The organism is Marinobacter sp. SS13-12 (assembly GCF_030227115.1).
In the GTDB taxonomy this organism is placed as follows: Bacteria; Pseudomonadota; Gammaproteobacteria; order Pseudomonadales; family Oleiphilaceae; genus Marinobacter.
The window spans coordinates 108255-129867 of sequence record NZ_JASSUA010000001.1 but is presented as its reverse complement, the minus strand read 5'-3'; the positions used below and the strand labels follow the sequence as shown (position 1 = coordinate 129867).

The window sequence follows — 21613 nt, the reverse complement described above, 5'->3', positions numbered from 1 at the left end:
CCATGACCCCGAAGTTTGGCTACCCGGCCACCGCTGACGACTACCGTGAAAAGGCCCGCGCCCGCCTGCCCGGGTTCCTGTTTGATTACCTGGACGGCGGCGCGACCAACGAGCAAACCGTCCGTGCCAACGAAGCCGACTGGGCCAACATCCACCTGCGCCAGCGGGTTCTGGTCAACGTTGATCAAGTGGATACGACGGCCACCCTGGCAGGGCAGGCCTGCTCCATGCCGGTGGTGCTGGCACCCCTGGGGCTGGCAGGCATGATGGCACAGCGTGGCGAAGTTCAGGCGGTACGCGCCGCCAACGCCGCCGGCATCCCCTTCACCCTGTCCACCGTGGGCATCTGTCCGGTGGAAGAAGTACAGGCTGCCGCGACGGAGGCCGCCTGGTTCCAGCTCTACATGATTCGTGACCGGGCCCGCGTAGAAGCATTGCTGGAGAAAGCCTGGTCAGCCGGATGCCGCACGCTGGTGTTTACCGTCGACCTGCCACTGCCGGGTATGCGCCATCGCGATTTTCGCAATGGCCTGGCCAGCACCGGCCCGCGCTCCAAGCTACTGAAAATCCAGCAACTGCTGTCACGTCCGGGCTGGTTATGGAACGTCGCCGTGCGCGGTGGCCCTCTCAGCTTTGGCAACCTCAGTGATGCCCTGCCGGATGCAAGCAATCTCGATGCCTTCAAAGACTGGATCGATACCCAGTTCGATCCCACCGTCACCTGGGCAGACATTGAATGGATACGGCAGCACTGGCAGGGCAAGTTGCTGCTCAAAGGCATCCTTGATGAGGAAGACGCCCGCCAGGCAGTGCAGGTGGGGGCGGATGGAATTGTCGTGTCCAACCACGGCGGCCGACAGCTGGACGGTGTTGCCTCGGGCGCTGGCAAGCTGCCGGATATTGTTAACGCCGTCGGTTCACAGACCGAAATCCTCGTGGATGGCGGCGTTCGCAGCGGTACCGATGTGTTTCGTGCCCTGGCCCTGGGCGCCCAGGGCGTGATGATCGGCCGCCCCTGGGCGTATGCACTGGCCGGCGGTGGTGAGGCCGGGCTGACCAGACTACTGAAAAGCTGGCAGCAGGAATTGCGGCTGGCCATGACCCTGACAGGCGTTACCCGCATTGCCAATATTGGCACTGACCATCTGGACAGGCCCCATAAACCTGAACTCCCGAAGGCTGGAGAATGACAATGACTAACGGCGCACAAGCTCTGATGAAAACACTGGTGGATGCCGGTGTCGAAGTCTGCTTCAGCAACCCCGGTACCAGTGAAATGCATTTCGTGGCAGCCCTGGACGACGAACCCCTTATGCGAGCAGTGCTGGCTCTGTTCGAGGGCGTGGCTACCGGCGCAGCGGATGGTTATGCTCGCATGGCAGACAAGCCTGCAGCCACGTTGCTGCACCTGGGTTGTGGGCTGGGCAACGGGCTGGCCAACCTGCACAACGCCCGTAAGGGCAAGGTGCCGGTAGTGAATATTGTCGGTGACCACGCCACCTACCACGTGAAATACGATGCCCAGCTGCAGTCTGATATCGAAACCGTCGCCCGCAACGTATCCCCGGGTTTTGTGCGCACCGCCAGGAGCACAGAAACGCTCTGCCAGGACGCCGCCGAGGCCATAGCGGCCGCCCGCAGCGCACCCGGCCAGGTCGCAACGCTGATTCTGCCGGCGGACGTGTCCTGGGGTGAGGGAGGCGTGCCCAGCGCACCTGTGGTACCGCCCACGCCAACGCCAGCGGACGATGCCACGGTTGAGGCCATCGCCTCAGCCATTCGCTCCGGCAAGAAAACCGCCCTGCTGATGGGGGGGCATTCATTACGGGAACCCAGCCTGCTGGCTGCAGCGAAGCTTGCCGCCCACAGCGGGGTGATATTGATGGCAGAAACCTTCCCGACGCGTATGGAAAGGGGCGCGGGCCTGCCGCCGGTAGAGCGCCTGGCGTACCTGGCAGAACTGGCCACGGTGCAACTGACGGACATTGAACACCTCATCCTGGTAGACGCCAAGGCACCCGTTTCCTTCTTCGCTTACCCCGGCAAACAAAGCTACCTGGTACCCGATACCTGCGAGGTCCACACCCTGGCGGCGCCGGATCAGGACATAACCGGGAGCCTGAACAGACTCAATGAAGCCCTCGGCGCCAGCCAGGCTGAACCCAGGCTGCAACCGGCAAAAAGACCCGACCGGCCAAGAGGGAAACTCACCGCAGAAAAGGTCTGCAAAGCGGTGGGCCACCTGATGCCCGACAACGCCATCATTGTGGACGAAGGCATTACCTCCAGCCTTATGCTATCGGTCATGACCGAAGGAGCGCCGCGGCACGATCTCATCACCCTCACCGGTGGTGCCATCGGCCAGGGCCTGCCCAATGCCGTCGGTGCCGCCGTTGCCTGCCCCGACCGGCCCGTACTGGCGCTGATCGGCGACGGCACCGCGATGTACACCATCCAGGCCCTGTGGACCATGGCCCGTGAGCATCTCAACGTCACCACCGTCATCTTCAACAACGCGTCCTACTCGGTGCTGAGCATCGAGCTGGATCGGGTCGGGGCCGAACAGGCGGGCGCCAAGGCCAAGTCACAACTGGATCTGCGCGGCCCGGTGCTCAACTTCGCCGAAATGGCCCAGGGCATGGGTGTGCACGGAGTGAGAGTCGATACCGCCGAAGACATGGCAAAAGCCATGGAGTATGCCCTGAGCATGCCGGGGCCACACCTGATCGAAGTGATGATTCCGGAGTCATTGAGCGGCGTGAAGCGCCGGATACTGCCGTGGATGCTGCGCGCGCTGCCGAGCCTGCCACTGTCAGTTACCAGGGCGTTGAAGCGAAAGCTGGCGCCATAACAGCGGGGACCCGGCTGCCCGACAGCCGCCCATCTGGCCCGAAATCAGTCAGGCCAGATGGGCGGCCATTCCCCGTTGCGCTCCGCAAACCGCTCGATTGGCTCACTCTGGTATCCGCTGTTGTATCGCGCTCTTACGCTGGCATGCACCCAGGTTCGGATCTCGTTCAGTGGGGGGATCTCCCGCACCAGTTTCCCCAGTAACCGGTATTTGCCCTTGTATTCGTTGTGCTGCTCGGCGGTGGTGTGGGTAGTGGTTGGCAGGGTATCGTTGAACACCAGCTTTTGTTTTTTCGCTTCATTGGCCATCCATAGCAAGGGAATGTCGGCCAGAATGCGGCCCTGTTTGTCCGGGCCATAGCCGCCGCCGACATCGGAATGGGCACCCGCGAACCAGACCTGCTCGATGTCCGTTCCGGCGCGGGGTTCCCAGAGAGTCGGCTCGAAATCCTCCCGGTGTTCGTCCAGGGACAGGGCGTGCCGTGCTGTCCTGATGTTGCTGCCAATCTCCCGGTCGTAAAACAGGTCCTGGTCTTTGATCAGGCCGAAGAAGGTAAAGGGCAGGCCCAGGGCGCCGACGGTGTCCCACACGCCCACGAACTCGATCGGGGTGCGTTCTTCAACGGCGAACCGCTGCTTCCACTTCATGGCGTGGTCGCTGTTGGCCTTGTGCTTCTTGGTTTTGTAGAGCCTGAACGCGTTCTGGATCAGGTAGGCGTTTTCTTTTCGCAGAATACTGCAGTTGTTGATCATGCCGCACAGGCTGCGGGCTGTGTAGGCACCACGGCTGAAGCCGAACAGGAAGATGTTGTCGCCGGGTTCGTAGTTGTGGACCAGAAAGCGGTAGCCGTCCATCACGTTCTTTTCGAGACCGTGACCGGTGGCGCCGGCCAGGATCTCATCGTGATAGGAGCCAATACCCCAGTCATAAAAAACAACCTGTTCGACGCCGCTGCCATCCGATGGACGAATGGCGCGGGCGAACTGCAGCACGTTGGTGGGGAATTCCTCGCCAATGTTTACTTCTGGCCGGTTCCAGGTGCCATCAAAGCAGATCGCGATGCGTTTCATGGCGTTGACCTCCCGTCAGTAAGATTCCCTTACTACCACTATAGACAATCCCACGGTTTGCGAATGAAACACGACCTGGCCAGTATTCAGGAAATCAGTCGTATCTCTTCAGGCCCTGGAGCACGATGGTGTACTCGCCTTTGCCGGCATCAAACCCGACTCGGTAAGTCGCCGGGTACCATGCCGGGTAGCTATATCTCTGCGGTTTCTTGACCGGTGACGCTATCTCCGGAAGTGACTGCAGGAAAGCCAGGGACACCATTGGCTCAACAAATATCAGCTCGCCCTTGTAATAGCCGTAAATGAAATTGTGGCTGAAGGGTTTGCCATGGAATTCACTCCCGGCCGGATCAAGGCCGTGCATTCCCATCCTGTCCACCGCCGCATCGGGCGGGATGACATAGCCGGTGGGCACGAGTTGTTGGTCTGGTGCCGCCATGGCCATTTCACGGCCTTCGCCATGGAAGGTAATTGCCTCACGCTCTCCATGGCTGATCAGATAAAAATGCACATCAAAATGGGGAACAGAGTAGACACCCTCAGGAATGTGTCCGGCAGGATTCCAGTCAAGAACGACGTGATCATATCCCGTCTGCGGGCCGTCACCCGGCATGGGCAACGTAAACTCCCAGACCATCTTGTCGCCATTAGCTTCCGGAAGGCCCTGGAGCGCATCCTTGCTCATAACCACAGACACGGAGTCAGGTTCGTTCATCCCATTGGTTATTACCATCACTCGCGCGTTGCCATTCCCCACCGCTACGGGCGTTCCGGTGAAAACCGATGGGTCGGCCGCGAAGGCCAGGCTGGTAACGCTCAAAAGTGCCAAAGAACAAATGGAACGGATAGGGCGAGATAGACAAAGAGCAGCTCTCATGTGCGCACTCCTCAATGACGTTGGTGGGGTTTGATCAATATATCACCAGACTCAGAGGTAGGAAGAGCTTTAGTTTTGCATCAACCGGAGAGCCCTGAGACTCTCCGGTTATATGGCAGGCGTTTCGGAGTCTGGTGCAGGATGATCGCAAGGAACTTGGCAAGCATCACGGAAAACGCATGGTCATCTCCTGCACACTTACTGGCATTGCTCGAGGTCGGCGCTGATCATCCACTGAACCCCGAAGCGGTCCTGCACCATTCCGAAACGGTGTGCCCAGAAGGTCTGTTCAAACGGCATGATCACTGTGCCCTCTTCGGACAGTGCATGGAAAACCCGCTCCGACTGCTCAGTGTCCGCGTAGTCAAGATGAACCTGGGCACCCTGGGGTGGTTGATAGCAGTCGCCAGCCATATCGGCTCCCATCAGCCGGCGGCCCCGGATGTTGAGAGAGGAGTGGACAATGCGATCATGCATCTCTGCCGGTACATCCTCTGCTGCAGGTGTTTCCCCATAGGTAATCATGGCTTCCAGAGTGCCTGCGGTCACCTCCGCATAGAACTCCATGGCTTCCCGACAGTTACCGCCAAATGCCACGTGCACGTTCATCTCACGGGGCAGCTTTCCGTGAGCGCGGTGTTTTTCAAGCGCAGCGCCGGGCTCGAAGTCCTCAAGCGTGAAATACCGGCGCAGCTCCAGGGTGACATTGCCGCCGGCATCTTCCCGGGGCCACTGTTTTGCCCATGCGATGGCGTCTTCCAGCGAATCCACTTCCAGCACGCTGTAGCCAGCCAGCAGCTCGCTGGTGTGCTCGAATGGCCCCTGCAGCACAGTGGGCTCGCCATTGCGGAACTGAATACGGCAGCCTTCGCTGGTTGGTCGCAAGCCATCACCATCGATGAAAACCCCGGCCTGAGTCATACGTTCATTGAAGTCCGCCATGGCCTGCAGGATGTCTTCGTTGGGTAACACACCTTTCTCGGTGTCTGAGTCGGCCTTGCGCATCAACATGTATTTCATAATGTCGTTCTCCAGTGATTGTTGTTTGTCTTCACTGGTAAGTCGCGCAAGTCCGATGGAAATCGACAGGGTCTGGAATATTTATCCGGGCAACAGTTTTTGCGACGTCATCCCCGGCGTGCCGCTTCAATGGCCGCAATATCGATCTTTCCCATCTGCATCATCGCCTCGAACGCCCGCTTGGCGGCCGCACGGTCGGGGTCGGTTATCGCTTCTGTCAAAGCCAGCGGCGTAATTTGCCAGGACAGGCCCCACTTGTCCCGGCACCAGCCGCACGCACTCTCTTCGCCATCGTTGTCTACAATCGCATTCCAGTAACGGTCGGTTTCCGCCTGATCGACGGTGGCAACCTGAAACGAGAAGGCTTCGCTGTGCGTGAAAGCGGGGCCGCCATTAAGCCCGAGGCAGGGAATACCCAGAACCGTGAACTCCACTGTCAGTACATCCCCCTGTACCCCCGAGGGATAGTCGCCCGGGGCGTAATGAACAGCATCGACAGAAGAGTCGGGGAAGGTCTCCGCGTAAAAACGCGCCGCCTCTTCGGCGTCGCCGTTGTACCAAAGGCAAATGGTATTCTTTGGGTGTCTCATCCTGTTGTTCTCCAGTGATTGTCTTCACCGGTAAGTCGTGCATCGGAAGTGGAAATCGACAGTGCGAGGAAAAATCCAGGTTTGCATAACAGATCAGTTCTGCATACGGATGTCATCTTTCCACCGAAATCCCACGCCACCGGCTAGCCAGACGCCATCCTTATTGAAGGGATGAGGGCCGTTAATATTAATATACTGGGGTAACCCGAAGTGAGGAGCCAGGTCCTGTTTCGACTTGATAGTGACACGATCCATGATCCTCAATCCCTGTTTTTCAGCCGGCATATGCGCTTCGGGCGCTGCCCTGTGAGCGACTGCCCAGTTATCGATGTAGAGTAAGTCGCCAGTGTCATAGTGATAACGTATCCCGTATCCCTTCTCGAAGGAGTCATTCATGAGATCGTTATAGTCATTGAAAAGCTGCTTCATTTCATCTTCTGTCAGCAAACGAAATTTATCCGCGGTTGCTGGTTCTTTCTTCAGTTTATCGATCGATAAATCATCTTCCGGCAACCTCTCGATAACGGCACCGGTCATCCCCAGGTGAAGCCATACACTTTTTCGTCCGGAAACAGGGTGCATGTGTACGACCGGATGAGTCACGCTGGAAGCGGAGTTTACGGAGACAAGGCGTTCCCAGAATTCCTGTTTTTCCTCTGGCAGTGCGTCAAAAGCCGCGCCCTGATGAGCGAAATGCGTACCACCCCCTTGTTCAGGCGCTCGCGCCATGTAGTACGCTGAATGGGAAAACGTAGCTGCTTCAAAACTGCCATCGTTGTGCCATTGAGGGCCAACACCAAGGATTCCCTGGCGGCTGTCATTGGAGCAGCGGAAGATATGCCGGTTCCCTCCGGGCGTTGCAGGGTGGACGCCATGGGTAGAATGAATCTGGTGAGCGCCCCACCATTTGCTCGCCTCAACCAGTTCATCAGCGGATAGACCAGTCTGGTGTTTAAAGACGATGAAGCCCCGATTCGCCATTTCCACCTCCAAAGCCTCGATGACAGGCTCGGGGAGTCTGGAACGAACATCAGCACCGTATATCTCAACACCAAGAGGCTCCAGCTGTTTGACCGACAACCCCTCCCTCTCAATCAGCGAGACACGGCCAGGGTCCAGTGGAGGTATTGTCGGCAGGGTGCTGCCGAATGTTCCGGATTGTTCTTGAGGTACTTCGGTCATAAAAAAATCCTCGTGAGCCAAAGCTCACCGTAACAGGAATCGTTTTATTTTCCTCGCTTCGAGGCGGGATGTGTTACAACATGCCGGCCTCGCGTCTGTAACAAACGCCATTGAATCCTGGGAGATCCAATCTGTGAAACTGAAAAGTCTTATGTTTTTTCTGGCAGTGGCTGCATTGACCGGCTGTCAGACTTCGTCCCACGTCTCGTCAGCTGCCACTAGCGGCGAAGGCGTTACCTGCAGCAATATCTATCAGGCTTTTTCCGCCTATCAACAGGACCGTCAATCTGCCGAGGCCTGGACTCAGCTGGCCCAGCTGATCAGCCCCACCGCTGGCAGCTACGCTGATATGGGCGTACAAACCGCTGCCAGGTATTACGATCAGATCAAAGCGACCACCGATCTAGCGCTTGCGGTACGCGGTTGCCAGCCGGTGCAGTGAAGCAACCGGGTTGACCGTTGCCGGGGTCACTTCCGGGCAACGAGAAACACCGATGCCTTGTTTGGCTGCCACTCGTATTCGATGCTGAAGCCGGCGTTGGTCAGCATCGATACCAGTGTCTCCCGGGTAAAGCGATTCACAAACGGAGCCAGCCCCACCATCTGCATGGCCGGAATCAGCAGCCGCCAGAGAACCAGCATGTCGGCCACCAGCGCAGTACTGGAAACAAAAATGCCGCCCGGTCTCAGCACCTCGTAAACGCGGGAAACTGCCACTTCTGCGTTTTCCAGCAGATGCAGGATGTTAAGCCCCAGCACGGCATCAAAGTTTTCCGGCTCCAGCTCCAGACTCTCCAGCGTTCCCTGCTGAAAGCGTACATTCTCAATGCCGGCATCGCGGGCCTTCTGCGCGGCGATATCCAGCATCTTGCCGGATATATCGGTAGCGAGAATCTCGTTCACGTAGGGCGCATGAGCAAGGGCGGTGCTGCCGGTGCCACAGCCGAATTCCAGTACTGACCAGTCCTGCCGGAAATACCCCTGGGTAATGGCCAGTTTTTTCTGATAGGTGTCCACATCCCGCACCGGGCTTTTGGCGTAGCGGCGTGCGGTCTTGTCCCAGAATGCTTTTGACTCCTTCACCTGGCGGGCGCTCCTCGTGGATGAGAACGTTATGTGGGGGCATGTTGGCTACCTGTTTAGCACACTCAGTCCGTATGCAGCTCCCGAACCGCCTGCGCAAACAGCCCGGCCACCGCTATAGTGGTGACCTGTCCCTGTTCCTCTGGTGCCTGCTGCGGTGTCACGCTGTCTGTAATGTAAAGCTGATCCATAGCTCCCGCGCGGTAAAGTTGGTCCGAACCCGGGCCGAACAGGGCATGGGTGATGACCCCGAACACTTTGGTGGCGCCCTTGTTCTTGCAGGCCTCGGCGGCGCGCAGCAGGGTGGTGCCGCTGGCAACCATATCGTCGACGATGATAGCAACCTTGCCTGTCATGTCCCCGACCACGGCATCGCCGGTGATTTTGCCTTCGCTCCGCCGCTTTTCCAGGAAGGCGGTGGGTGGCTGTTCGCCAGTGGTATCGGCCCAGGCATCCCGGAACCGGTCCACGCGTTTGGTGCCACCGGCGTCCGGGGACACAATAACGACATCCTCGTTACCGATACGGTCCATGATGGCGTTGACGAACAGGCTGCGGGCTTCCAGGTGCACCGTCCGGCAGCGGAAGGCGTTATCGAATGCGCCCTGGTTGTGGACTTCCAGTGCCACCACGCAGTCCACGCCCATGGCTTCGAACAGTTGCGCCACGTAGCGTGTGGTGACCGGGTCCTGACTCTTGGAACGACGGTCCTTGCGGGCATAGGCCAGGTACGGCACCAGTGCAGTGACGCGTTTCGCTCCGGCATCTTTGATGGTGGCGATGAAAAACAGCAGGCGCAGCAACTTGTCGTTAACGCTCAAGCTTTCCTCGCCAAACAGGGTGTGGAGAACGTAAACGTCCCGGCCCCGCATACTTTCCAGGGGCCGGGACTTGTGTTCGCCATCGTCAAAGGCGCGATCTTCAATGTCGGCCAGATTAACCCCGAGCTGTGAGGCAACGGCATGACCAAATGCCTGGCTACCTTCCAGGGCAAACAGAACCGGCTCACTGCTCATGGCATTTCCTTGATGGTGTTTGTTCGTTACCTGTTCAACCCGCAAAGTGAAGCATGGCGACGGGTTGCTGACAAGCATTGAGTCAGGCGCTTGGCTTATACCGGGGACGTAGCGCCGTAAGCAGGGCGGCTAAGGTCATGGTTGTATAGGGCTGCAATCAGGTCGGACTGAGTCACCATACCGACAAGTCGCCGTTCATGATTAATAACAGGAATATGATGAAGTCCCCTGTCAGACAGCAGTGGTACCAGGGCGGCGATGTGGTCGGTATCGCGGGCGGCGAATACGCCTGTTGCCATGATCTGGCCAACCACCTCCGGCTTGTCCGAGCGGGTAAAAGGTGAAGTTTTACGGAGAAACGCCTGGACGTCTTCTGCGAAGGTCCGATAGGTATTGAGGTTGGCCCGCTGCAGGAAATCCACCAGTGAAACCACGCCGATAATCCGGTGGGCCCTGTCCACCACAGGAAGAATCTTGACCTTGTGATAGCGTAACAACCCCCAGGCCTCTTCCAGTCCTGTGCCGTATTCGATGGTGATCAGGTCGCTGGACATGATGTCTGCACAGGTCACTTCCCCCATCCGGCGTTTGTAAGCAATGTTCTGAGCCATGCTGTACAGCTGGTTCAGGTCCTGTTCGTTGACATCCAGAAAGGAGGAAAACTCGCCCAGTGCCTGGTGCAGGTCGTCAGGCCGAATGCCCAGGCGCTTCATCGGGCTCAGGTCGTTATGCCTGTGCACAGGGTCGTGTTCCGTTACAGGTCGCGCGGGGTACGGTTTCCGAAGCCAGTAGCGGTTGAGCGCAATGGCGATCCCCAGCATGGCCAGCACGTTCAGGCCGACAGGGTAGAGCACGAAGTCATAGCCCAACGGCTGGTCGCTGGCAGCGATAACAGGCACCAGAGCCGCAGCCCCGCCAGGAGGATGCACGCATTCGAATATGTACATGACAAACAGGCTCACGCCCACCGTGGCAGCCGCCGCCAACGCAAGATCCGGTACCCACTGTGCACAGACCACGCCGATGGTGGCGGGCACAAGGTGACCCCCAACAAAGCACCAGGGCTGGGCCAGCGGGCTGTTAGACAGGGCGAACAATAGAATCGCCGAGGCGCCCATAGAGGCAACCAGCACCGGCCAGTGGGGTGTGGACGAAAACTGCTGGCTGATCAGGATAACGGCGAGAATGGCAATGGAGGCAGCTATGCCAATCTTGAGCCGCTCCGCCAGCGGGGTAGCGGAGAGCGACTGCCGGCCATGGGGGCCGATGCCGATGAACTGCTCAAACCTGAGGAGGAAGGACCATCCGCCCGCCCGATTTTGTGTTTTGTCTGGCATAGCTGATCAATTGTGTTAGCCGGGGTGGATTCTGCGTGCTCTAAATTGGTGCGGCATCATACACCAATAGGCCATGGAAAGAAGCACCAGCCCCGGAGCCGAACTTCGGTCCACAGCGACGGGTTGAAAGAAACGTCTCCTGCCCTCAGGTGTGGTATTAGCGCACGATAAAAGATCAAACATGGACAGGTAGATACCAGTAGGAGACAGACAATGGTAAATACGCGCGAATGGAAATCCGAACGGGAGCGGTACGAGGCGGCCTGGACCAAGTATCAGGACGTGGCAGAACGGATTGATGCGGCCTATGAGAGCCTCGACAGTGGTACCCAGGACCAGGCACCTGCCCAGGAAGATCTGGCCGAATTACAGGAAGCCTGGAAGGAACTGGAGTCCGCCCGCGAGCGCCTTGGCAAGTATATGAATCAGTTTCACGAGAACCAGATGACCCAGGGCAAGACGGTCCGCGGCTAGTCCGGGAGGCTACCCGCCGTTACGAAAACGCCGGATAAAGGCCTCGGACTCTGCAATCGACTGCTCCATATTACGAATCAGCGCATCGACGTCCTGGCGAATACCCACCAGCTCGTTCTCTAGCGAGCCGATCGCCTGGGCGTTGAGGTTATGCTTGAGATACAGCACCTGATCCTGAAAGGCCTGAAGCACCGGGTCCATGCGCTCTTCGGCAGCGTGCATGCGGCGAATCAGCTGGCCATACTGAGCGCGGGTTTCATCAAGCTGCTGCTCGCTGCTGCGACGCAGAGAGGCACTCTCATATTTATCGAGCTCATCCTCCCATTCATCGAACAGATCTTCCGCAACATCTTCCACCTTCTCGATGCGGTCACGGACTTCCTCGGCACTCGACTGACTGTCTTCGTAGGCATCGCTGATCTCGGCATACCGTTCCTTGAGCTCGGTATCCGGCGTATCCACCACGCTCTGGAAGCGCTCCAGAGAAGAGCGGAAGGTTTCCTGGGCATCATTCTGGCTGTCCCGCGCATCTTCCACCCGGTCTACCAGGATGTCGCGCTTTTCATACCCGAATTTTTCCATGGTGTCGTAGTACAGCGAGGAACACCCACTCAGAATCGCGACACTGAACAGCGACAGCCATAGTCGCCGGGCACCGGATGGTAGTATTGAACTGACAGTGACAGGGCTGGACATAAGTAGTCTCCTGTTGATGCACGGGTGCGAGTCTGGAAAGTGAAGCATGGCGGCGGGACGCTGACAAGCGCTGATTCAGACGCCGGCTTCCCGGGACAGTTCGAACGGGAGGACATCCGATGAGCAAGGACAGCAACAAAGAAAACCCTGATACAAACCCTGCGGACGAAGAGGAGCTGAAACGGGAGCGATACGAACTGCTTCAGCGCCTTGAGGGCTGACCGCCATAGCCCTGCTGCTCCCCGCCCTGCGGATCTTCCGCATCTTCCGCGTATTCCGGTTGCTCCGCATCGCCAGGGCGGGGCGCGGGTTGCGGCTGGTGCGGGTGGTCAGTTCCCTGAACCGTGGAATGAAGGCGCTGGGTGCCAGCCTGAGCCGACGGGGTTTCGGGTATGTGATCGCCCTGACGGTGCTGGTCACGTTCGCTGGCGCGGCCGGCATGTACGCGTTCGAGAGCGAGGTACCCGGCGGCCTCGACAGCTACGGCGAGTCGCTGTGGTGGACGGCCATGATCATGGCAACTATGGGCTCGGAATACTGGCCGCAAACGGCCGAGGGGCGTGTGCTTTGCGGTTTCCTGGCGCTGTATGCCTTCGGCGTCTTCGGCTATGTGACAGCAACGCTGGCCACCTTCTTCGTGGGTCGTGATGCCGAGAGTAACGACGCCGAATTGGCCGGAGCCAAACAAATGATCGCGCTCCGGGATGAGGTGAGCGCCTTGCGCAGTGAGATCCGCGCCCTGTCGCGACAACCGTCGCAATCGTGACATTGTCGTCAGGTCGGGCTGGCCTCCCGGTAGGACACCATGCGCTGTTTGTCCTCATCCCAGAGGGCGAACCGGAAGCAGTCAACAATGTCGCCGGGTGCCAGGGTCGTTACCAGCGGTGATTGCAGTTCCGGTATCGCGTCCATCACTTCGGGAAGGCGGTAGAAGGGAATCCGCACGTTGAGATGGTGAATATGGTGGTAGCCAATATTCCCGGTAAACCACTGCATAACCTTGTTCATCCGCATGTAGCTGGAAGACTCCATGGCTCCCCGGTAATAGGTCCAGGCTTCAGGCGAGGCAATCAGCATGCGCCGGAAACTGTGCTGGGCAAAGAACAGATAGCACCCCATCGCAGAGGCCAGGGTAATGGGCAGCAGGACGACAAAAAACACCAGACTGAACCCGCCCAGCATCCACAGCACGACGATCAACCCGAAATGACTGACAAGCGCTGTCAGCGAATCCATGTGTTTGCGGGGGTTCTTCAGCAACGGCATGAGCGTAATGTTCAAACCGAACACAACGGGGTAGCTCAACAGTACCACCAGGGGATTGCGCTGGGCGCGATAGGTAAAGCGTTGCCACGGCGTTGACTCCCGCCACATCTGGGCGGTTATCAGCGGAAAAGCGCCCACACTGGCATCCGAAATCTGGCCCACATGGCCGTGATGGTAATTGTGGCTGGCGAGCCAGGAGCGTGTTGGCGTCAGCATCAGGGCGCCAAAGCCATGGAAGAGCCAGTAGGCAATACGGGAGTTCTGGAGAATCGCCCGGTGCAGGTAATCGTGAAAGGTGATGAAGGCGCGCACCATCAGCAGGGCGCCCAATACCGAAAACACCACCTTGAGGGGCCACCACTGGATCAGCCCGGCGGCCGTCAGTGCGGCAATCATTAACACAAAAGTAGAGCCAACGAGCCACCAGCTTCTGGCAGTAGACTCTTCAACATAAGGTTTCGTGGCCGCGAGCAAGTCCCGGCCGACCTGGATGCCTTCGCTGTGTTCCGGCAAGCTGTCGTCCGGTTCCTGGACATGTTCCTGACGCATGGCACGCCACCTCCCTGCCTATAAAGTTAGATCTTTTAGAAGGTATTTTCCAACGGCAGGGAAGCGCCTGTTGCTCAGCATCACGGTTACTGTCGCCGGTCCGGATTTCCCGGTTTCCTCGTAATTCGGGGAATACTGCGCTTTACTACTTATATTCACGTCTCAGCGACGGACAGCAGTTCTATCTTGATCCAATGGCGCACGAGGAGGGTGACCTCGGCGACGGCCTCTTAGGTGCGGCGACAGGGAGGGCAAGATATGGCAAAAGACATCGTGTTCGTACTACACGGCATTGGCAAGTACGACAAGGGCTGGCTATCCGAAGAGACGGGCGCGGTAAATGCGCTCAAAAAAGCCTCGGAGCAGTACGGGTTTTTCAAGAACCAGTCGATCGATTCCTACGTCGAGTTCGTGCCGGTTCTTTATGACGACGTTTTCCGGCGTATCATGAGTCACTGGGCGTCACAGGCGGAGGGGCTGAAAAACAGTCTTCCAGTGCTGCCGGAGCTCGCGAGTGAGGTACTCGATTTCGTCTCGGATCTCGATGAGGACGACTGGGAGAAGACGTTTGCTGCCGATGTTGTGCTGTATCGTGGTTTTCGTCTCTTTCAGCAGCGGGTATCGCTGCGCGTCATCAAGCAGATTGTCGACAAAGTCGTTGAAACCGCAACGATGGGCGATGCCGTTCCCGATTATCACATCCTCGCACACTCGCTCGGTACGGCGGTTGCCAATGATGCACTGTGCCATCTCGGCAATGAATCGTGGATCAACGGTCTCGCAGCGCGGCACGCAGCCGAAACGAACCCCGAAATCAGGCAAGAACAGCAAGATATCCTCCACGCGTTTGAACGCCTGAAGGAGCAATGGAATGTCGTCAATCCGTTCTCGCCAACCTTGTTTACTTTCGAGTCGGTTACGATGATCTCGAACGTGTCGGGATTCATTTATGCTACCGAGAAGCCCGAAAGGACGATTGTCCGCCCCGGTACGTCGTCAGCCGAGGGCGCCTATGCGAAAACCTACATCAACGCGAACCATATCGCCGATCCGGTTTCGATCGCGACCGACTTTGACCCACCCGCCGATTGGGAACTGACCGATCGCTTCCGCGACCTGAAGTTCAACCACTTCCTGCCGAACGACGACCTAAGCGGTGCCGCCGACATCGGAGCGTGGATTCACTGCGCATCTCACTACATGGCGCATCCAAATCTGCACCTGCGCCTTTTGAGCAAGTACGTTAATCCGTATGTGCCGTCCGATGACGATATGAAGTCGCTGAATGCGTTCCCTCGCAAATTTGGTCCGTCGTCAATAGGGGCACCGTTCAAAGCGGGTTTCGACAAGCTTAAGTCGAAGGATATCTCCGGTCTCGACGACATCATTAACGCGATCGACAAGCTGAAGGAGGTTCTCGATGTTTAAGACGATCAAGACGTTGCTCCTTGGCGGTGCATTACTCGTTTCAGCCACAGCACTGGCTCAGCAGGATTACACCGTTTGCGGCATTTCGCTGGACACGGTCGACGCGTTCAACTGGTCCGATTTTAAGTCTGGTCCGGGGGAAAGCGCGTTCGCGGCCGGCAGCCGGCTGGCGACAGTTGGCGCACTCGGAGAAGAACTCAACGCGAAGTCGGCTTCCTGGCCGCAAACACTCGCCGACCATGCGAAGGCGCGTCTCAATGATTTCGCGGATGGCACGATTGTACTGGGAGACTGGATCATAGAGAAAGGCGACTTCGGCCGAGACCAATTCGTTTTCGACGGCAATCGCAAGGTGCAGCTTCCGGCCGACGCAGACGCCTGCGAGGAATCCGCAGCCATGCGCCAGGCAAGGGCGGAATTTGCCCAGTTTGTGCGTCTCGTCAGCCGGGCTGGGAATGAACTGCTGGTCACACCTCGGCAGGGGTTTTCGACCAACCTCGCGGCGCTGGAAACCCTCTACGATCGCTACCTGTTCGAAGGCATGCCCATGTACCCATGGGAGGCCGCGGTTAACAGCTGGTTCCTCACCGACAAACATATCGCAAACGGGCCGCCGCGGTCACAGCTCGTTCTGATGCATCCGTCGGTGGGCCTGCTCGCAAACGTCGAGTCGCACACCGACGGCGACCTCGGCGGCACACTGCTCGTCGAGGCCATTGGCTTCGTCAGGTACTCGAGCAACTACAGGAGCCGGTGGGGCGCATCTATTGTGGGCGCGTTCCCGACCGATCGTGAACCCGGCATCGGCATCGGGCTGAACTATCGGCAGTTCAAGCTCGGTGTAACGTGGCACGACGACCCTGACGGTGCCTACGATGGCGCAGCCGTCTTTCTCGGTGTCGACCTGTATCAATTCGTCGGTAAGCAGAAGCGACGTTACGACGGTTACCGGCAGCGGCTCGACGAACTTCTGGTGTCGGACAGGGATAATGGCCTTTAGTGACTGGTTACACATCCTGATCCCGTGCATGGCGAACAAGCTTCGTTAGCCAGGAGCCACCAGCGCACCAGTTTTCGTCTGTATCTTCAGCCGATACCACCGCCACAACATAGGGACCGTCGCTCCAGAAAGCGAACATCGGGCCGCCGGAGTTTCCGGGCGTCAGGTCCGCATGAGTTTCCATGGAGCGAGCGGGGCCAAGATCATACCAGGGCTCGTTCAGCTTCTTGTCGCGCTGAAAGGTCGGGCGCAAGGCGCTGCCAATACTTGCGGGATAGCCGATATTGAACCAGAAAGGTTCGTCATCCCATGAACTGTTGTACGTCCGCGTGCCCATCCATCCGAACAGATCGCCAATACGATCAGCGGTGACCAGAACCGCATAGTCCTCGTCGAGTTCAAACCAGCCAACGCTGCCGGTCACTTTTGTATAAAACCAGACCCTGGTGATGGCTGTGACGGCACGGACTGAACCGCCGGATCGATGAACCTCAACGGTGCCTGCGCCATTTGAACTCCAGTCAACCACATGACTTGCCGTCAGCACATGCCTGGGCCCAACAATGACACCTGATCCGGTGCCGGACGAGGTCAGCACCTTGCAAATGGTTCCCCATGGATAACTGATGTCGTTGTAGATTCTGCGGTCCTCCGGATTAAAAACCGTAAGAGGCCGGAGATCTTTTCCATTCAGAAGAACGCGGGGCGGTTTTAGCTGCCTCTCCCTGCAGGGTATGGCGCTTGCCCCAAACCACTTGGGAATCATTGGTACGGTCGGTGTTACGTCAGCCTGCGCATCCCGTTCAACATCAATTCCTTTATGCTTGTAGGGCTTTAATTCCGGCAGCAACATGGACTGCAAATCTTTCGGTACCTTGCCCTTCGGACGCTTGTCGAAACGTTCGGCAACCTGTGACGCAGAGAGAGGGGATTCATCGTTCGCTTTATCTTTGCTAGCCATTTTAAAGTTCCTTTTAAAATGCCAAACCACGGTTTTCAGCGCCAGACGATGCCAGCGCTGAACCTGTCCCGGTTTTGTGTGCATTCAGAAAAATCGGCGATGACCAGCTAAATGGGCGGCGTTATCCAAGAGACAGCAGGCGAGCGCAGCAACATCGTCTTGTGAACCCCCGGGGGCAAGACTCTCCAGCGAAAATCAGAGTCATTATTAGTCTAGTTCTTCCTGCGTGGCGGTCAAAGATTGAATGGTTTGTAAGTACAGGCGAAGCCACACGGGAAAACGCATCGCCAAGGGCTAGTAGTGCTCGGATAGTTGTGATATTTCCTTGAATTAGCTGTTGAGCGTCAAGTTGAAAACAGTGCAGAGTCGACCAAAACATTGAGGGCAATATTATGCCGTACATAAATACAATTGATAGACCGAGGTTGGATGAAGGCGCAGTTCCGCGCACGGCTGGAGAACTAAACTATGCTATAACAAAACTTGTAGACGCCTATCTTTTGGAGGCTGGTCTTAACTACGCACATTTAAATGATGCGATTGGAGTTCTAGAGTGCGCGAAATTGGAGCTCTACCGAAGAATTGCCGCACCCTATGAAGATCAAAAAATTTCGACGAACGGAGATGTTTATTCCATAGACAAATAAAAAATTGGAGATAAAGCCATGGCTGGTGAAAAGAGGGAACCAGAAAGTCAGGATACTACGCCGGAAATGATGCTGGAACATGCCCGAGCGCTTTTTATTTACCACGCCGCGCAACGCCATCGGTCTCTTAACTTCTATTTTGTTGCAATAGCGGCGTTTATAACGGCACTGGGCTTTCTATGGCAAGCTGAGGTATCTCATCCCGTGATGGCGGTAGTGGGTATATTTCTTTCAGTGTCTGCGATACTGGTTACTCTGTGTTTTTCGCAACTAGATCAGAGAAACGAGCAGCTGGTGGATTGTGAAGTTCGCAGCCTGAAAGCCCTGGAGAACAAAGTTCTGGCCGATTCGGACTTAAATGACTGCCACATCACTCAGGCTTGGGAGAATGAACGGGCCGGCGGAAAATATAGGACCATAATTCCAAATCTTTTCCGTATATATATTGGTATTTTGGCGATTGGTGGTTTGTTGATTTCAGGGCCTTGGCTTCTGCCTCATCTTTGCAGTTGATGCCCCCGACAGGCGAGCCTCACCGCTGCATCTAAGTCCGGCGCTTCGATGATGACCACGCCGCCCACAACCTCGCGCTGGAAGGAGTCAGACACGTACTTGCTCCCTTTCTACGTAAGGACGCAGCTCAGGGCGTAAGGCCTTCTCTGTAACCAGGTCAACGGGGCAGCCAAGCAGATCTTCCAGATAGAATTGCACGCCAAAATAACGCTTGGAGGTAGCCGGGCCGTCGAAGGCCACCAGCACATCAATGTCGCTGTTGCTAGTTGCTGTATCACGGGCGGTGGAGCCAAATAGCGCCAACTGGGTTACGCCGAAACGGGCCTCCAGCTCAGGCTTGCTGCGAGTGAGCAATTCAAGAGCTCGCTTTCGGTCCATCGTTCAACCTCCGGGGCGCATTTCCAACGGTGTCGTATCTGGCAGTCTATCAAAAAGCCTCTCTAGAGGGCGGGTTAGATACCGTAGTCCCGCTCTACCTTCGCAATCCGCACCCGAAAACTGGAATACCATTGCTGATGGCCAAGCCGCTGGGCCTCCCGATGCTCGGCGTTATGCTTCCAGTTGCGGATGGCATCAAGGCTTTCCCAGTAGGAGACCGTAATGCCCAGACCCTCCCGGGCGGATTCCATGCCTAGATAGCCGGGTTGCTGGGCTGCTAGTTCTGCCATTCGTTGGGCCATTTCGGTATAGCCGTTGTCGCCGTCTGTGCGGAGGCTGCTGAAAATGACGGCGTAGTAGGGGGCATTAGGGGTGTTCGTGATTTCTGACATAGAGCGCTCCGGGCAGCGGGTTGGAAAAGCTTTTCACAGAGCCTTCATGTTTCAGGAGGCTGATAGATCTGAATAAGGTTCCCGCAGGTATCGGAGAAAATTGCAATCCATACAGGCCCCGCCTGCAGTGGCTCAGTCGTAAACTCGACTCCTTTGGTTCTCAGGCTCTGAAATTCCGCTTTCACATCGTCAACCTCGAAGGCCGTTAGCGGAATACCTTGCCCAAACAGCGCTTCCTGATATTCCTTCGCTGCCGGGTTGGCATTGGGCTCCAGAATCAACTCGGTTTCCCCACCTTCAGGCGATCGTACTGTCAGCCAACGAAACTCACCAACCGGCACATCCTGGCTTACGACAAAGCCGAGGACCTCCGTATAAAAGGTGAGGGCCTTCGATTGATTGTCGACGAGAACACTATTCAGCTTGATCCGCATCTTTTCTACCTCAATTCGTCAAAGCAACTAGCCTAGCTGGTCTTCAGTCTCAGCCAGACCTACTCGCCGCGCGGCCTCCGCCTCGCGGATCGCGGGGCAGTAGTCCATCGGGCGGAGTTCGATGCCCCAGCCCAGCTCTTCACCGATGCGCGCTGCCGGGTGCAGCGAGGCGAGCTTCACCGCTGCGTCGAAGTCCGGCGCTTCGATAATCACCACGCCGCCCACAACCTCCTTGGTTTCCGCGAACGGCCCATCGGTGACCGTCAGTTTGCCGTCCTTGAGGCGCATCGACTTCGAGCTCCAGCTAAGGCTCCCGCCCCATGTGACCTCGCCCGCCGCCTGCATCTCGGCGTCGAAGCCCTTGCACTTCTCGCCAATATCGGCCAGCTCGTCTTTGCTCATCTGGTTGAATTTTTCTTCGTTTCCGTAGGCCAACAACATGTATTTCATGGCGTTTCTCCCGATCGTTGTTTCATCAAAAAGCTGTGAAAGGCTCATCGGGTAGTCGACTGGGCACCGGGGTTTTCGACAATTGTGCGATTTTGTCGATGCGTTGGCTTAGATACCGTATTCCCGCTCTACCTTCGCAATCCGCACCCGAAAACTGGAATACCATTGCTGATGGCCAAGGCGCTGGGCCTCCTGGTGCTCGGCGTTCTGCTTCCAGTTGCGGATGGCCTCAAGGCTTTCCCAGTAGGACACCGTAATGCCCAGACCCTCCCGGGCGGATTCCATGCCCAGATAGCCTGGTTGCTGGGCTGCCAGTTCCGCCATTCGGGCGGCCATTTCGGCGTAGCCGTTGTCGCCGTCTGTGCGGTGGCTGCTGAAGATGACAGCGTAATAGGGAGTTTTAGGTGTATTGGCGATGTCGGACATTGGCCACTCCAGTGATAACGGGGAGTGTTTGAGTTTGCATTCATGCTCTCCATTAGCAAGTTATGTGGCCGGAGCGTTTGCCACACGCTATCCGGCTCCCGTACTCACCATACGGCGTTTGCGGTAGATACAAACGTCCCAGCCACGGTATTTGGTATGGGTATCAATTCTGAATCCCACTTTCTCCGCCACACGAGCAGAAGCTACGTGGCGGGTAGCGATGATCGCTATGATCGAGTCAATGTGGCAGTGCGAGAAGCCATACTCCAACGCCGCCTCCGCGGCCTCTGACGCCAGGCCTTGCCCCCATGCATCCGGCGCAAGGCGATAGCCAATCTCGATCTCCTGAGCGCCATCAAGCTCTACCTGGCTCAACCCGCAAAAGCCAATCATTACCCGGGAAAGACGATCGACAACTGCCCACTGGCCAAAACCATGGTTCCGGTAAGAGTCCAGGCACCAGTCGATAAACTGCTGGGTACCATCCTCGGTGCATGGCCCGTTGGTCGAAAACTCCATTACCTTCGGATCACCAAGAACCTCCGCAAGTGCGCCAACATCATCCGATGAAAACTCACGCAGTAACAATCTGGGTGTTTCAGCTATGACCATGCGTCTGTCCGTGATGCATTTTGTGTACAGTTCCTGGTGGCCTTGGGACTGGGAATAACCGTCTTGTTAGGGCCCTTGAATCGGGATAGCATACTTGTATCGCCATTCGTGGAGGCACCATGACTACCAAAACATTAGACCACCTACGCTCCCAGATTTCGACTCTCTCAGAGTCGGAACGTGCAGCGCTGGCTCGGGAGCTAATAATGAGCCTGGACGGCCCCCGTGACGACTCAGTCGAGCAGGCTTGGAACGATGAAATTGTTCGCCGTGTGTCCAAGGTCAAAAGTGGAAAAGCCGCGTTGCTCAGCCGTGAAGAATTCCGGTCAACGATGCGAGCGAGGTTAGGCCATTAGCAAGA

At 57.2% G+C, this 21613-nt stretch carries 27 protein-coding genes; 10 read left to right on the top strand and 17 right to left on the bottom strand.

What is annotated here, in order from left to right:
• Nucleotides 1-2 precede the first annotated feature (2 nt).
• Together QPL94_RS00660 and QPL94_RS00655 are read left to right on the top strand one after the other, a co-directional pair.
• Nucleotides 3-1190 carry an L-lactate dehydrogenase gene (locus tag QPL94_RS00660; protein WP_285354854.1) on the top strand — a complete coding sequence of 396 codons (1188 nt, stop codon included), beginning with the start codon at nt 3-5 and terminating at the stop codon, nt 1188-1190.
• 2 nt (nt 1191-1192) lie between these two features.
• On the top strand, nt 1193-2851 hold the full coding sequence (locus tag QPL94_RS00655; protein WP_285354853.1) for an acetolactate synthase large subunit: 1659 nt from the start codon (nt 1193-1195) through the stop codon (nt 2849-2851).
• A 44-nt stretch (nt 2852-2895) separates the two neighbouring features.
• Here the strand turns inward: QPL94_RS00655 and QPL94_RS00650 are convergent, their stop codons facing one another.
• From QPL94_RS00650 to QPL94_RS00630, 5 genes are all read right to left on the bottom strand, one after another.
• Entirely contained in the window at nt 2896-3921 is a 1026-nt protein-coding gene (locus tag QPL94_RS00650; RefSeq protein WP_285354852.1) for a T6SS phospholipase effector Tle1-like catalytic domain-containing protein, read from the bottom strand.
• A 94-nt stretch (nt 3922-4015) separates the two neighbouring features.
• On the bottom strand, nt 4016-4636 hold the full coding sequence (locus tag QPL94_RS00645) for a DUF5602 domain-containing protein (protein ID WP_285354851.1): 621 nt from the start codon (nt 4634-4636) through the stop codon (nt 4016-4018).
• A 360-nt stretch (nt 4637-4996) separates the two neighbouring features.
• Nucleotides 4997-5818 (bottom strand): YciI family protein, encoded by an 822-nt coding sequence (locus QPL94_RS00640; RefSeq protein WP_285354850.1) that lies wholly within the window; start codon nt 5816-5818, stop codon nt 4997-4999.
• Nucleotides 5819-5925: 107 nt separating this feature from the next.
• A complete protein-coding gene (locus QPL94_RS00635; protein ID WP_285354849.1) occupies nt 5926-6408 on the bottom strand; it encodes a VOC family protein in 483 nt (160 codons plus the stop codon).
• Between the two features lie 93 nt (nt 6409-6501).
• Nucleotides 6502-7590: a TauD/TfdA dioxygenase family protein gene (locus QPL94_RS00630; RefSeq protein ID WP_285354848.1), complete on the bottom strand. Its 1089-nt coding sequence runs from the start codon at nt 7588-7590 to the stop codon at nt 6502-6504.
• Nucleotides 7591-7723: 133 nt separating this feature from the next.
• Here QPL94_RS00630 and QPL94_RS00625 point away from each other — a divergent pair, with 133 nt between their 5' ends.
• Nucleotides 7724-8032, top strand: a complete 309-nt coding sequence (locus QPL94_RS00625; protein WP_285354846.1) for a lipoprotein — start codon at nt 7724-7726, stop codon at nt 8030-8032.
• Between the two features lie 26 nt (nt 8033-8058).
• Here the strand turns inward: QPL94_RS00625 and QPL94_RS00620 are convergent, their stop codons facing one another.
• The 3 genes from QPL94_RS00620 to QPL94_RS00610 all read right to left on the bottom strand — a co-directional run bounded on the left by QPL94_RS00620 (nt 8059) and on the right by QPL94_RS00610 (nt 11026).
• On the bottom strand, nt 8059-8673 hold the full coding sequence (locus tag QPL94_RS00620) for a class I SAM-dependent methyltransferase (RefSeq protein ID WP_285354845.1): 615 nt from the start codon (nt 8671-8673) through the stop codon (nt 8059-8061).
• A gap of 65 nt (nt 8674-8738) precedes the next feature.
• Nucleotides 8739-9689 carry a ribose-phosphate diphosphokinase gene (locus QPL94_RS00615; RefSeq protein ID WP_285354843.1) on the bottom strand — a complete coding sequence of 317 codons (951 nt, stop codon included), beginning with the start codon at nt 9687-9689 and terminating at the stop codon, nt 8739-8741.
• 95 nt (nt 9690-9784) lie between these two features.
• Complete coding sequence (locus QPL94_RS00610) at nt 9785-11026, bottom strand: HPP family protein (protein ID WP_285354841.1); 1242 nt, start codon at nt 11024-11026, stop codon at nt 9785-9787.
• Between the two features lie 213 nt (nt 11027-11239).
• On the opposite strand from QPL94_RS00610, the gene QPL94_RS00605 reads away from it, so the two are divergent.
• Nucleotides 11240-11500: a hypothetical protein gene (locus QPL94_RS00605; RefSeq protein ID WP_285354840.1), complete on the top strand. Its 261-nt coding sequence runs from the start codon at nt 11240-11242 to the stop codon at nt 11498-11500.
• Nucleotides 11501-11509: 9 nt separating this feature from the next.
• Here QPL94_RS00605 and QPL94_RS00600 read toward each other — a convergent pair whose 3' ends face one another.
• Nucleotides 11510-12196: a DUF2959 domain-containing protein gene (locus QPL94_RS00600; RefSeq protein WP_285354838.1), complete on the bottom strand. Its 687-nt coding sequence runs from the start codon at nt 12194-12196 to the stop codon at nt 11510-11512.
• A gap of 217 nt (nt 12197-12413) precedes the next feature.
• Between QPL94_RS00600 and QPL94_RS00595 the strand changes: the two genes are divergently transcribed.
• Nucleotides 12414-12962: a potassium channel family protein gene (locus QPL94_RS00595; RefSeq protein WP_350310623.1), complete on the top strand. Its 549-nt coding sequence runs from the start codon at nt 12414-12416 to the stop codon at nt 12960-12962.
• A gap of 8 nt (nt 12963-12970) precedes the next feature.
• Here QPL94_RS00595 and QPL94_RS00590 read toward each other — a convergent pair whose 3' ends face one another.
• On the bottom strand, nt 12971-14011 hold the full coding sequence (locus QPL94_RS00590; RefSeq protein ID WP_285354836.1) for a fatty acid desaturase family protein: 1041 nt from the start codon (nt 14009-14011) through the stop codon (nt 12971-12973).
• 258 nt (nt 14012-14269) lie between these two features.
• On the opposite strand from QPL94_RS00590, the gene QPL94_RS00585 reads away from it, so the two are divergent.
• Nucleotides 14270-15439 (top strand): hypothetical protein, encoded by a 1170-nt coding sequence (locus QPL94_RS00585; protein ID WP_285354835.1) that lies wholly within the window; start codon nt 14270-14272, stop codon nt 15437-15439.
• Nucleotides 15432-16439, top strand: coding sequence for a hypothetical protein (locus tag QPL94_RS00580; RefSeq protein ID WP_285354833.1), 1008 nt, complete (start codon nt 15432-15434; stop codon nt 16437-16439). Before QPL94_RS00585 ends, QPL94_RS00580 begins: the two co-directional genes overlap by 8 nt.
• A 7-nt stretch (nt 16440-16446) precedes the next feature.
• Here QPL94_RS00580 and QPL94_RS00575 read toward each other — a convergent pair whose 3' ends face one another.
• The gene (locus QPL94_RS00575; protein ID WP_285354832.1) at nt 16447-17484 is read right to left on the bottom strand and encodes a trypsin-like serine peptidase; all 1038 of its coding nucleotides are present in this window, start codon (nt 17482-17484) and stop codon (nt 16447-16449) included.
• Nucleotides 17485-17792: 308 nt separating this feature from the next.
• On the opposite strand from QPL94_RS00575, the gene QPL94_RS21460 reads away from it, so the two are divergent.
• Both QPL94_RS21460 and QPL94_RS00570 read left to right on the top strand, forming a co-directional pair.
• The gene (locus tag QPL94_RS21460) at nt 17793-18047 is read left to right on the top strand and encodes a DUF6899 family protein (RefSeq protein WP_502881503.1); all 255 of its coding nucleotides are present in this window, start codon (nt 17793-17795) and stop codon (nt 18045-18047) included.
• Between the two features lie 18 nt (nt 18048-18065).
• Entirely contained in the window at nt 18066-18560 is a 495-nt protein-coding gene (locus QPL94_RS00570) for a RipA family octameric membrane protein (protein WP_285354831.1), read from the top strand.
• 87 nt (nt 18561-18647) lie between these two features.
• Here the strand turns inward: QPL94_RS00570 and QPL94_RS00565 are convergent, their stop codons facing one another.
• From QPL94_RS00565 to QPL94_RS00540, 6 genes are all read right to left on the bottom strand, one after another.
• On the bottom strand, nt 18648-18938 hold the full coding sequence (locus tag QPL94_RS00565) for a nucleotidyltransferase family protein (RefSeq protein ID WP_285354830.1): 291 nt from the start codon (nt 18936-18938) through the stop codon (nt 18648-18650).
• A 74-nt stretch (nt 18939-19012) separates the two neighbouring features.
• Complete coding sequence (locus QPL94_RS00560; RefSeq protein ID WP_285354828.1) at nt 19013-19330, bottom strand: antibiotic biosynthesis monooxygenase family protein; 318 nt, start codon at nt 19328-19330, stop codon at nt 19013-19015.
• Nucleotides 19331-19374: 44 nt separating this feature from the next.
• Nucleotides 19375-19764 (bottom strand): VOC family protein, encoded by a 390-nt coding sequence (locus QPL94_RS00555; protein WP_285354827.1) that lies wholly within the window; start codon nt 19762-19764, stop codon nt 19375-19377.
• 27 nt (nt 19765-19791) lie between these two features.
• Nucleotides 19792-20214 (bottom strand): YciI family protein, encoded by a 423-nt coding sequence (locus QPL94_RS00550; RefSeq protein WP_285354826.1) that lies wholly within the window; start codon nt 20212-20214, stop codon nt 19792-19794.
• A gap of 108 nt (nt 20215-20322) precedes the next feature.
• Nucleotides 20323-20640 (bottom strand): antibiotic biosynthesis monooxygenase family protein, encoded by a 318-nt coding sequence (locus QPL94_RS00545; protein ID WP_285354825.1) that lies wholly within the window; start codon nt 20638-20640, stop codon nt 20323-20325.
• 87 nt (nt 20641-20727) lie between these two features.
• Nucleotides 20728-21252 carry a GNAT family N-acetyltransferase gene (locus QPL94_RS00540; RefSeq protein ID WP_285354823.1) on the bottom strand — a complete coding sequence of 175 codons (525 nt, stop codon included), beginning with the start codon at nt 21250-21252 and terminating at the stop codon, nt 20728-20730.
• Nucleotides 21253-21371: 119 nt separating this feature from the next.
• Here QPL94_RS00540 and QPL94_RS00535 point away from each other — a divergent pair, with 119 nt between their 5' ends.
• Complete coding sequence (locus QPL94_RS00535; RefSeq protein ID WP_285354821.1) at nt 21372-21608, top strand: addiction module protein; 237 nt, start codon at nt 21372-21374, stop codon at nt 21606-21608.
• Nucleotides 21609-21613: the final 5 nt, after the last annotated feature.